This window comes from Streptomyces sp. NPDC002838, assembly GCF_040295365.1.
Taxonomy (GTDB): domain Bacteria; phylum Actinomycetota; class Actinomycetes; order Streptomycetales; family Streptomycetaceae; genus Streptomyces.
This window is the reverse complement of the sequence record NZ_JBEOVF010000015.1, coordinates 46,958-59,084: the sequence shown is the minus strand read 5'-3', so window position 1 is coordinate 59,084 and position 12,127 is coordinate 46,958. Positions and strand designations below refer to the sequence as shown.

The following is a 12,127-nucleotide window of genomic DNA, read 5'->3' as shown; positions in this document are numbered from 1 at the left end:
TGCCTGGTCACAGGGGGGTCACGATCACCCGCTTGACAGCGGACGCGCTCTTGCCGCCCCCCACCCCAAGGCGTAGACCAGAGCGCACGGGACAGCGTTCGGACGTTCGACGAGGAACGAAGAACGGGGCATTGATGCGCAGGACGAGCAGCACCATCCGCAAGCACCGGCAGCACAGGTCCGCGAAAACCGCGGCCGCCCTCCTCGCGGGAGCGCTCGCGCTCTCGCTCACCGCCTGCGGCGGAGACGACGACAAGAGCAGCGACAGCGGCCCCACCGGTGGCACGGAGACCGGCACCACCGTCACCCTCCCCAAGCTCGACGGGCAGAGCCTGGAGGTCGCCGCCGTCTGGACCGGCGCCGAGCAGGAGAACTTCAAGAAGGTCCTCGCGGAGTTCGAGAAGCGCACCGGCGCCAAGGTGACCTTCGTGCCCGCGCAGGATCCGATCATCAACTTCCTCGGCTCGAAGATCGCGGGCGGCCAGCCGCCGGACATCGCGATGCTCCCGCAGCCGGGTGCCATCAAGCAGGCCGTGGACAGGAAGTGGGCCAAGCCGCTCGGCGCGGAGGCCACCAAGGAACTGCAGGAGAACTACTCCCAGGGCTGGCAGGACATCGGCAAGGTCGACGGCAAGCAGTACGGCGTCTACTACAAGGCCGCGAACAAGTCCCTGATCTGGTACAACGCCCAGGTCTTCGAGAACGCGGGCGCGAGTGAGCCCAAGACCTGGGACGAGCTCCTGACCACCGCGCAGACCGTCTACGACTCCGGTGTCACGCCGTTCTCGGTCGCCGGCGCCGACGGCTGGACCCTCACGGACTGGTTCGAGAACGTCTACCTCTCGCAGGCGGGCCCGGAGAAGTACGACCAGCTCGCCCAGCACGAGATCAAGTGGACGGACCCGTCCGTGAAGGACGCCCTCACCACCCTCGCCCAGATCTGGGGCAAGCAGGACTACGTGGCGGGCGGCGCGGACGGCGCGCTGCAGACGGAGTTCCCGGCGTCCGTGACGCAGACCTTCACCGGCGGTGACCAGCCCAAGGCGGGCATGGTGTTCGAGGCCGACTTCGTGCAGGTCAACATCGGCGAGACCGACGCGAAGATCGGCACGGACGCGAAGGTGTTCCCGTTCCCGGCCGTGGGCGACACCGCGCCCGTGGTCACCGGCGGCGACGCGGCCGTGATCCTCCAGGACTCCAAGGCGGCCCAGGCGCTGGCCACTTTCCTGGCCTCCCCGGACGCGGCGACCATCCAGGCGAAGCTGGGCGGCTACCTCTCGCCGAACAAGAACGTGGCGGACTCGGCGTACCCGAACGCGGTGCAGCAGAAGATGGCCAAGGCGCTCGTCGCGGCCGGCGACGACTTCCGTTTCGACATGTCCGACCAGGCACCGCAGGCCTTCGGCGGCACCCCCGGCAAGGGCGAGTGGAAGGCCCTCCAGGACTTCCTGAAGAACCCGAAGGACATCGCGGGAGCGCAGCGGAAGCTGGAAGCCGACGCGGCCGCCGCCTACGGAGGCTGACGCCATGACGTCGGCTTCGGCGGCAGGGGCCCCACCGACCCCTGCCGCACCCAAGTCGCGCAAGAGCGTGACCGGCACCCGCAAGACCGTGGCAGCCCTGTTCCTGCTGCCCGCACTGGTGCTGCTTGGCGCGCTCGTGGTCTACCCGATCGGGTACTCGGTCGTCCGCAGTTTCTACAACCAGTCGGGCGACGGCTTCGCCGGATTCGACAACTACCAGGCCCTGTTCACCGACGACGGCATCCGCACCGCCCTGAAGAACAACATCATCTGGGTGGTCTTCGCCCCGACGGTCGCCACCGCGCTCGGTCTGATCTTCGCGGTGCTGACCGAACGGGTGCGCTGGGGTACGGCGTTCAAGCTGGTCGTCTTCATGCCGATGGCGATCTCGATGCTGGCGGCGGGCATCATCTTCCGCCTCGTCTACGACCAGGACCCCGACAAGGGCGTCGCGAACGCCGTCTGGGTCGGCATCCACGACACCTTCGCCGAGGCGTCCGCGTTCCCGAAGGCCCACCCGGGCCGCGAGTCGCCGCTCGTGGCGCAAGGGGGCGCCTTCATCACCAAGGCGACGGTCAACACCGGGGACACCGTCACCCTCCCCCTCGTGGGCGTCGCCCCCGACCAGATGCCCGACGACGCGAAGCCGGCCGCGGCCCCGCAGGCCGACCCGGGGAAGATCTCCGGCACGACCTGGCAGGACTTCACGCGCGGCAAGGGCGTGGGCACGCTCGGCGCGCCCGACGCGTCCGAGTTCGGCTACCCCGGCATGAAGATCGAGGCGGTCAAGGACGGCAAGGTGGTCGAGTCGACCAAGGCCGCCGACGACGGCACCTTCACCCTGTCGTCGAAGGCCGACGGAGCCCAACTGCGCCTTCCGGCAAGCAACTTCAAGGAGGCGTACAACGGCGTGGACTGGCTCGGCCCGTCGCTGGTCACGCCGGCCATCATCGGGTCGTACATCTGGATGTGGGCGGGCTTCGCGATGGTGCTGATCGCGGCCGGACTGGCCGGGGTCCCCCGTGAACTCCTGGAGGCCGCCCGCGTCGACGGCGCGAGCGAGTGGCAGGTGTTCCGCAGGGTCACGGTCCCCCTGCTCGCGCCGGTCCTCGCGGTCGTCACCGTCACCCTGATGATCAACGTCCTGAAGATCTTCGACCTGGTCTTCATCATCGCCCCGGGCTCCTCGCAGGACGACGCGAACGTCCTCGCGCTGGAGCTGTACCGCAAGGGCTTCTCCGAGGATCAGCCGGGCATCGCGAGCGCCATCTCGGTGTTCCTGCTTCTCCTCGTCATCCCTGTGATGTGGTTCAACATTCGCAGGCTCAGGCGGGAGGTACGGCGATGACCGCGGACGCCGGCAGCATCAGCAAGGCGGCACCCCCGCCCGTCACGATCACCAAGGCCAAGCAGTCCCTCGGCTCCCGTCTCGCGGAACGCGCCAGCGGCGGTCTGGTCCGTGTCTTCCTCATCGTCGTCGGCCTGTTCTGGCTGGTCCCGACGATCGGTCTGCTGCTGTCCTCGCTGCGCACCCCGCGGGACATGGCGGCCAGCGGCTGGTGGGAAGTACTCAGCAAACCGTCCCAACTCACCTTCGAGAGCTACGACAAGCTCCTGGCGAACAGCGACATCACCGACTCGCTCGTCAACACCGTGCTGATCACGGTCCCGGCGACGGTCCTCGTCGTCGTCATCGGCGCGCTCGCGGGCTACGCGTTCGCATGGATGGAGTTCCCGGGCCGTGACTGGTGGTTCCTGGCCGTGGTCGGCCTGTTGGTGGTGCCGGTGCAGGTGGCGCTGATCCCGATCGCCGAACTCTTCGGAAAGATCGGGCTGTTCGGCTCGATGCTGGGTGTGATCCTCTTCCACACGGGCTTCGGTCTGCCTTTCGCGGTGTTCCTGCTGCGGAACTTCTTCGCGGAGATCCCGAGGGAACTGCTGGAGGCGGCCCGGCTCGACGGCGCCGGCGAACTGCGCCTGTTCGCAAGGGTCGTGATGCCGCTCGGCGGGCCGGCGATCGCGAGCCTTGGCATCTTCCAGTTCCTGTGGGTGTGGAACGACATGCTGATCGCGCTGGTGTTCACCGACTCCGGCAGCCAGCCGATCACGGTCGCCCTGCAGACGCAGGTACGCCAGTTCGGCAACAACATCGACGTCCTGGCGCCCGGCGCGTTCATCTCCATGGTGATCCCGCTGGCCGTGTTCTTCGCGTTCCAGCGGCAGTTCGTGTCCGGCGTGATGGCCGGCGCGGTCAAGTAGCCACGACACCAGTGCACTTCGCGAGGGGCGGACCGACACCGGTCCGCCCCTCGAAATTCATCCAGAATCCCCCGTATGCAGCACACAACGTAACCAACCGACTCCATCGGCCGTTCCCGGGCAAGGCCCTGTCGTCCGCGCCGACCCATGGATGTCCCTTGCCCAGGTTCAGTGTCATCGTCCCCGCGTACAAGGTTCAGGCGTACTTGCACGAATGCCTGGAATCGGTGCTCTCCCAGTCGTATCCGGATCTGGAACTGATCGCGGTCGACGACTGCTCGCCGGACGCCTGCGGCGCGATCATCGACGAGTTCGCCGCCCGCGATCCGCGTGTCGTGCCGGTGCATCTGCCGCAGAACCAGGGGCTGGGCCCCGCCCGCAACGCCGGGATGCGTGAGGCGAGCGGCGACTACCTGCTCTTCCTGGACGGCGACGACACCCTCACCCCGCACGCGCTGCGCGCGATCGCCGACCGGCTGACCGAGACCGGCGAGCCGGACATCCTGGTCCACGACTACGCGCGCACCTACTGGTCGGGCCGGACCGTCCGCAACCAGGCCGCCGTCCAGCTCGACGAGCGGGGCCCGGCGCCCTTCCGCCTGGAGGACCGCCCCGGCCTGCTGCACCAGCTCATGGTCGCCTGGAACAAGGCGTACCGCCGGGAGTTCGTCGAGAGCGCGGGCTTCACCTTCCCGCCGGGCTACTACGAGGACACCCCCTGGACGTACCCGGTGCTGATGACCGCCGAGTCGATCGCGACCCTCGACCGGGTCTGCGTGCACTACCGGCAGCGCCGGCAGGGCAGCATCCTCGGCACCACCAGCCGCCGTCACTTCGACGTCTTCGAGCAGTACGACCGTGTCTTCGCGTACGTCGAGCAGCACCCCGAACTCGCCCGCTGGCGCCCGGTGTTGTTCCGCCGCATGGTCGACCATCTGGCGACCGTGTTCACCCGGCGCGACCGGCTGCCGCGCGAACTGCGGGCGGAGTTCCTGCGCACCGCCCGCGCCCACTGCCGCCGCCACCGCGTCCCGGGCGTCCCCCTCCACTCGCGGCTGCGGCACACCCTGGTCCACCTGGGCCTGCACCGCACCTTCCGCGCCCTGCAGGTCGCGTCGGCCCTGCGCCGCCGTACCGTCAGGCTCACCGCCAAGCTCCTGCGCGCGACCCGGTCCGCCGCCCTGCGGCTGCACTACCGGATCCAGCGGCGCCTCCCGCTGCGCGCCGACCGTGCCGTCTTCTCCGCGTACGGGGGCCGTGGCCACGGCTGCAACCCGGGCGCGCTGGAGGCCGCGTTCCGCACCTACGCGCCGCACATCCGCACGGCGTGGGTCGCCCACCCCGAGCACCACCACACGGTCCCGGCCGCCACCCGCCGCCTCAGCCCCGGCACGGCCGCCTACTGGACGGCGCTCGCCCGCTCCAAGTACCTGATCGACAACGTCGACTTCGACCCCGGTCTGGTCAAGCGCCCCGGCCAGATCCTCGTCCAGACCCGGCACGGCACCCCGCTCAAGCACATGGGCCTCGACCTCCAGGAACACCCGGCGGCCGCCGCCGGCACGGACTTCGCCGAGCAGCTGCGGGGCGTCGACCAGTGGGACTACGTCGTCTCCGCCAACCGCCACTCCACCCTCGTCTGGGAACGCGTCCACCCCGGCGGCTACACCACGCTCGAGTACGGCCAGCCCCGCAACGACGTCTTCCAGAAGGCGACGTCGACGGAGGTGACCCGCCTGCGCGAGTCCCTCGGCATCCCCGAGGGCACGATCGCGATCCTGTACGCCCCCACCTACCGCGACTACCGGCGCACCCAGCGCACGACCCTCGACCTGGAGCGGGTCGTCCACCGTCTCGGCCCGGGCTTCGTCGTCCTGGCCCGCGCCCATCACCACTGCGGCGGCCCTCTCGTCCCCGGTTCCAGCGGGGTCATCGACGTCACCGACCACCCGAGCGTCGAGCAGTTGTGCCTCGCCTCCGACGCCCTGGTCACCGACTACTCCTCGATCATGTTCGACTACGCCAACCTGGACCGGCCGATCGTCATCCACGCCACCGACGACGACTGGGCGGCGTACGAGGCGGCCCGCGGCACCTACTTCGACCTGCGCTCCTGCGCGCCGGGCGCGGTGGCGCGCAGCGAGGACGAGCTGATCGACATCTTCGCCACCGGCCACTGGCGCGGCTCGCGCTCCGCCCAGCTGCGCTCCGCGTTCCGCGCGCGGTTCTGCCCGTACGACGACGGACGCGCCGCCGAGCGGGTCGTACGGCATGTGGTGCTGGGGGAGACGGACCAGCCCCCGGCCGTACCGCTCGCCGAGCGCCACCCCGTGCCGTCCGCGGCCGAGGCGCTCGCGAGCAGCCCGTTCGCCATCGTGCCGCATCCGCCCGGCCCCTTGGCCGTCACCGACCGCGCCTGAACGCCGTTCTCACTCCGGGGAGTTCGTATGCCCTCCAGTCCTTCGCGGCCCACCCCGAGCCGGCCGTCCACCTGGCGTCCGTCCGGACGGCCCAGCGCCGCGTGAGGCGCCATAGCTCCTCACGGACCTCGAGAACACCCACAGAAAGAGCAGAATGCCCCGCTTCAGCATCATCGTCCCGTCCCATGGGGTAGCGGGCCGGCTGGCCCAGGCGCTGGACTCGGTCCTCGCCCAGTCCTTCGGCGACTTCGAGCTGATCCCGGTCTGCGACGCGCCCGGCTCCCCCGCCGCGGACGTCGTCGCCGGGCACGCCCGCCGGGACTCCCGGGTGGCCCCGGTGCACTCGCCGCCGTCGGCGGGCCTGGCCGGGGCGCGCAACACCGGGATGCGGGCGGCGACCGGCGCGTATCTGCTGTTCCTCGACGGCGACGACGTCCTCGTCCCTGGTGCGCTGGCGGCGCTCGACGCGCGCCTGACGAAGACCGGCGACATCGACGTGCTGCACTTCGAGCACGAGCGCACGCCGTGGTGGGAGGGCGAGCCGAGCAACCCGGCGGCACCGGTGCTCGCGACGGCACCCCCCGGCGTCTTCTCCCCCGACCGTGCCCCGCAGCTGACCGGCGTACAGCTCCCGGCGTGGAGCGCGGCCTACCGCCGCGCCTTCGTCACCGATCACCAACTGCACTTCCCCGGCGGCCATTTCACCGACATCGGCTTCGGCGGTCTGGCCGCGCTGAAGGCGGAGCGGGTCGCGGTGGAGCGCTCGGTCGTCGTACGGCATCTGGTGCGCCGGCAGGGCAACCGGCTCAACCTGCCGGGCGAGCACCACTTCGAACTGCTCGACCAGGCCGACCTGGTGCTCACCCGCGCCGCCGAGCAGGGCCTGTCCGGCGAGCGGCTGCACGCCCTGTTCGATCACCTCTTCGCCGCCGTCCTGAAGACCGCCGCCCACCCCCGCCGACTGCCCTCCCAGCGCCGCGCCTACTTCCGCCGGGCGAGCAGGCTGTACCGGCACCACCGCCCCGCCGGGTTCCGGGTGCCGGGCGGCAGCCCGGGCGTGCAGCACCGGCTGCTGGCGAGCGGCTCGTACGCGGCCTTCCGTGCGCTGCGGGGCGCCAACCAGCAGGCCTCCAGGACGCTGGAGCACCTCCCGCGCCCCCACATGCTGCGCACCCGGCTGCTGTACCACCACCATCTGCGCCGCCCCCTGGATCCCAACCTCGCCGTGTACTGCGCCTATTGGGGCCGGGGCTACGCCTGCAACCCGGCCGCGATCCACGCCAAGGCCCGCGAACTCGCGCCGCACATCCGCTCGGTGTTCCTGGTGGAGCCCGACCAGGCGCACGCCATGCCCGACGGCATCGACTACGCCGTCATCGGCAGCCACCGCTACTGGGAGGTGCTGGCCCGCGCCAAGTACCTGATCAACAACGCCAACTTCGCGGAGGGCGTGGTCAAGCGCCCCGGCAGCGTGCACGTCCAGACGCAGCACGGCACGCCGTTGAAGACGATGGGCATCGACCAGTCGACGTATCCGGTGGTGGCCGCCGCGACCGGCAGCTTCGCCAAGCTGCTGGGCCGCGTGGACCGCTGGGACTACAACCTCTCTTCCAACCGCCACTCCACGGAGATGTGGGAGCGCGCCTTCCCGGGCTCGTACGAGCACCTGGAGTACGGCTATCCGCGCAACGACGTGTACTACACGGCGACGGCGGACGATGTGGCGCGGATCCGCCGGGAGTTGGGCGTCCCCGAGGGCAGGACGGCCGTGCTGTACGCCCCCACCCACCGCGACCACCACACCGGCTTCGAGACCGGGCTGGACCTGGAGGCCTTCTGCGAGGAGGCCGGCGAGGACGTGGTCGTGCTGCTGCGCGCCCACTACTTCTACGACCGGGGCGGGAAGAAGAGCAGCGGCCGGATCATCGACGTGACCGCCCACCGCTCCTCCGAGGACGTCTGCCTGGCCGCCGACGCGCTCGTCACCGACTACTCGTCGATCATGTTCGACTACGCCAACCTGGACCGGCCGATCGTCGTGTACGCCGACGACTGGGAGGTCTACCGAGAGACGCGCGGTGTCTACTTCGACCTCCTGCAGGACCCGCCGGGCCCGGTGGCCCGGACGCCGGAGGACCTGGCGCGGGTCTTCCGCGACGGCTCGTACACGGACTCCCGGTCGGCCGGGCAACGGGCCCGCTTCCGTGAGCTCTTCTGCCAGTTCGACGACGGACGCGCCGCCGAACGCGTCGTACGCCGGGTGTTCCTGGGCGAGCCGCCGGAGGCGATCCCGCCCGTGATCCCGCTCGCGGAGCGCGTCCCGGCGCCCGCCGCCGCCACCCTCGTAAGGAGCTGACCCCGCAGTGCCCCGCTTCAGCGTGATCATCCCGTGCTTCAAGGTGCAGGGTTTCCTGCGCGAGTGCCTCGACTCGGTTCTGGAGCAGTCCTACCGGGACATCGAGGTCATCGCCGTGAACGACTGCTCGCCGGACGGCTGCGGCGCGATCCTCGACGAGTACGCGGCCCGCGACGCGCGCGTCCGTGTGCTGCACCTGCCGGAGAACGTCGGTCTCGGCCGCGCCCGCAACGCCGGGATGCCGCACGCCACCGGCGACTTCCTGTTCTTCCTCGACAGCGACGACACCCTCACGCCGGGGGCGCTGCGGGCGATGGCCGACAGGCTGGAGGAGACCTCCGATCCGGATGTGCTGATCTTCGACTACGCGCGCACGTACTGGTGGGGCGGGACGCGCCGGAACGTGCTCGCGCATGTGCTCGCGGAGGCCGGCGGTGGTTGTTTCACGGTGGCCGAACGCCCGGAGATCCTCGACCTGTTGATGGTGGTGTGGAACAAGGTCTACCGCCGCGACTTCGTCGAGCGCGGGGGCTTCGTCTTCCCGCCCGGCTACTACGAGGACACGCCCTGGACCTTCCCGGTGCTGCTCAGCGCCGAGCGGATCGCCACGCTGGACCGGATCTGCCTGAACTACCGCCAGCGCCGCCAGGGCAACATCCTGTCCACCACCAGCCGCAAGCACTTCGACATCCACGACCAGTACCAGCGGGTCTTCGCGTACGTCGACTCCCGGCCGCAGCTTGCGAGTTGGCGGCCGTATCTGCACGCCAAGATGGGCGAGCACTGCCTGGACATCCTCTCCAAGCCGGACCGGCTGCCCCCGTCCGACAAACGCGAGTTCTTCCGCCGTACGGCCGAGATGTTCCGCGAACACAAGCCGCCAGGCACCTCCGTAGCCCCAGAACTGCGCGTGCTGGAAGGCGGTTACGCGCTGTACACGGCCAAGCGGCAGGCCGGGCGGGCCGCTCGTGAAGCCGGTCGGCGCGCGCAGCAGGTGCGGCGGGCGGCGGGCGTACGGATGGCACGCGGCCGGTCCGCGCTGTCCGCACGCCGCTCCCTCGACCCGAACCTCGTCGTCTACTCGGCCTTCTCCCACCGGGGCGTCCTCGGCGACCCGGCCGCGATCTACCACAAGGCGCGAGAGATCGCCCCCCACCTGCGGGGGGTGTGGGTGGTCCGGGACGAAGAGGAGGCAGCGCAGGCCGCGCTGCTCCCGCCGGACGTCGAGCACGTCCTCCTCGACTCCCCGCGCTACCGCCGTATCACCGCCCGGGCCACCTACTTCGTCAACAACGTCAACTGGCCCGGCTCCCTGCCCAAGCGCCCCGGCAGCGTCCACATCCACACCCACCAGGGCACCCCGCTCAAGTACATGGGCGCCGACCTGCTCACCAAGCCCGGCGCCCGGCACGGCGTCGACGTGCCGCAGATGCTGCGCCGCGCCGACCGCTGGGACTACAGCCTGGTCGCCAACCGCCACTCCGAGCTGGTGTGGGAGCGGGCGTATCCGTGCCACTTCACATCGCTGCGGACGGGCAGCCCGCGCAACGACGCGCTGGTCAACGCCCGGCCGGGGGACTGCGAGGCCGTCCGTGCCCGGCTGGGCGTCCCCGCCGACCACACGGTCGTGCTGTACGCGCCCACCCGCCGCGACTACCGCCGGGGCGGTCACGTCGACCGCGTCGACCTGGCCCGGTTCGCCGAGGACCTCGGCGCCGGACACACCCTCGTCGTCCGCCTGCATCCGTCCCTCGCCACCGGCCCGGCCCGCGGCATGGGCCTCGCCGAGCTGCACCGGCGCGGCATCCTGGTCGACGCCACCGACGAACCGCACGTCGAGGACGTCCTGCTCGCCTCCGACGTCCTGGTCACCGACTACTCGGCCCTGATGTTCGACTACGCCCTCCTCGACCGGCCGATCGTGGTCCACGCGGACGACTGGGGCGCGTACGCGGCGAGCCGGGGCACCTACTTCGACATCACCGCCGAGGCACCGGGCCATGTCTCGCGCTCCTACCGGGAACTGGCGTGGCTGTTCGCCTCCCGGACCTGGCAGGACGAGGAGTCGGCGCGGCTGCGGGCCGCCTTCCGGGACCGGTTCTGCGAGTACGACGACGGAGGCGCCGCCGAGCGGGCCGTACGGACGCTGCTGCTCGGCGAGGACGGGTGGGTGCCCGGACCGGCGCCGGTCCCCGAGCCGCTGCGGGCGCCCGCCGCCGACCGTGACCTGCTGACCTCCTCGTGAGGCCGCGCACCTGGGTGCTGGTCCTGGCCGCGGTGTTCGCCGTGCTCCAGCTCGCGAACGTCTCCGGCCGGGACACCCCCGACTCCAAGAACTACCTGTCGTACGCCCTGAGCCTGCGCGGCGACAACAAGCGGGAGGCGGCGGCCGCGACCATCGACTACGTCTGCGCGAGCAAGGCGTCGATCGCTCACCGCAACCAGAAGGTCAACGTGGTGCGCTTCCACGCGCCGAGCCCGACCCGGCAGGTCAGGGAGGACTGCCGGGCGGCCGAGTGGCGGGGCGTGGACCCGCGGCTGCGGGCGGGGCAGACCGGCGGGCACACGGTGCCGTTCATGCCGGAACGGTTCATGCGGATCTTCGACGTGCGGCCCGGGTATCCGGCGTTCCTGGTGCCGTTCCTCGTTCTGTTCGGCGTGAAGTGGGGGCTGTGGGCGGCGGGCGTCGTGATCGCGGTCGCGGCCGGAGTGCTCGTCTTCCTGATTCTGCGCACGCTGTCCGTGCCGGTGCCGCTCGCGCTGACCGGGCAGGCCCTGTACTACGTCCTGCCGTGCGGGACGACCGCCATGCGGCCGATGACGGAGGGGCTGCTGCTGGCGCTGACCCTGGCGGCGGTGTGGGGGTGCGCGCTGGTGCTGCACGGGCATCGGGAGCGGACGGGGCTGGTGTTGGTGGGCGGCTCGCTGCTGGCCCTGTTCACCGTGAAGCACTCGCAGGCGCTGTTTCTGGGGGTGTGCCTGGCGGGGGCGGGGGCGGTGATCGCCGTACGGCGGTGGCGGCGGGGGGCGGCTCCGGGGCGCGGGGTGGTGGCGCTCGCGGTCGTGGGCTGCGGTGCGGTGGCCGGGACGATGCTGCTGGCGAAGGTGCTGCACTATCCGTCCGAGTCCGAGAGCCTGCAGGATCTGCTCACCGGTCACTTCGCCCGGCCCGACCGGACGAGTCCGTGGCCGGAGTTCCTGCACCTCCAGGTCAACTTCTGGGGGGAGTGGCTGCGCCGGCAGTTGTGGGAGCCGCTGTTCCTGGCGGCGCTGGCCGCCGGGGCCTGGGGTGTGTGGCGGGGGCGGCGGCGGGCCTTCGGCGGGTTTCTGCTGGGGGCCGCGTTCACCGGGATCCTCACGCAGGCCGGGCATCCGGACATCAACATCTGGGGCGAGCGGCTGATCGTGCTGGCGTGGCTGCTGCCGGTGGTGGGGGTGCCGTTGCTGCTGGAATCCGTCCTGCGGGACCGGGTGGTGATGCCGGCACAGGGGCACCCCGATCGGGCTCACTCGATGAGGTGACGTACGGCTAAGCCGTTGACCTGGGCGGGAACATACGGCCAATGCTT

Annotated in this window: 7 protein-coding genes; all 7 read left to right on the top strand. The window is 70.9% G+C overall.

Going from position 1 to position 12,127, the window contains the following annotated elements; all coding sequences use genetic code 11:
- The first annotated feature begins 134 nt into the window (after nt 1-134).
- The 7 genes from ABT063_RS20590 (at nt 135) to ABT063_RS20560 (ending at nt 12,080) form a co-directional block, all read left to right on the top strand.
- A complete protein-coding gene (locus ABT063_RS20590; RefSeq protein ID WP_351058801.1) occupies nt 135-1,523 on the top strand; it encodes an ABC transporter substrate-binding protein in 1,389 nt (462 codons plus the stop codon).
- 4 nt (nt 1,524-1,527) lie between these two features.
- Nucleotides 1,528-2,871 (top strand): carbohydrate ABC transporter permease, encoded by a 1,344-nt coding sequence (locus tag ABT063_RS20585; RefSeq protein ID WP_351058800.1) that lies wholly within the window; start codon nt 1,528-1,530, stop codon nt 2,869-2,871.
- A complete protein-coding gene (locus ABT063_RS20580; RefSeq protein ID WP_351058799.1) occupies nt 2,868-3,782 on the top strand; it encodes a carbohydrate ABC transporter permease in 915 nt (304 codons plus the stop codon). Before ABT063_RS20585 ends, ABT063_RS20580 begins: the two co-directional genes overlap by 4 nt.
- Before the next feature lie 158 nt (nt 3,783-3,940).
- Nucleotides 3,941-6,202 carry a bifunctional glycosyltransferase/CDP-glycerol:glycerophosphate glycerophosphotransferase gene (locus ABT063_RS20575; protein ID WP_351058798.1) on the top strand — a complete coding sequence of 754 codons (2,262 nt, stop codon included), beginning with the start codon at nt 3,941-3,943 and terminating at the stop codon, nt 6,200-6,202.
- 154 nt (nt 6,203-6,356) lie between these two features.
- Complete coding sequence (locus ABT063_RS20570; protein ID WP_351058797.1) at nt 6,357-8,558, top strand: bifunctional glycosyltransferase/CDP-glycerol:glycerophosphate glycerophosphotransferase; 2,202 nt, start codon at nt 6,357-6,359, stop codon at nt 8,556-8,558.
- Nucleotides 8,559-8,565: 7 nt separating this feature from the next.
- On the top strand, nt 8,566-10,803 hold the full coding sequence (locus ABT063_RS20565) for a bifunctional glycosyltransferase/CDP-glycerol:glycerophosphate glycerophosphotransferase (RefSeq protein WP_351058796.1): 2,238 nt from the start codon (nt 8,566-8,568) through the stop codon (nt 10,801-10,803).
- Nucleotides 10,800-12,080 (top strand): hypothetical protein, encoded by a 1,281-nt coding sequence (locus ABT063_RS20560; protein WP_351058795.1) that lies wholly within the window; start codon nt 10,800-10,802, stop codon nt 12,078-12,080. Before ABT063_RS20565 ends, ABT063_RS20560 begins: the two co-directional genes overlap by 4 nt.
- The last annotated feature ends 47 nt before the right edge of the window (nt 12,081-12,127 follow it).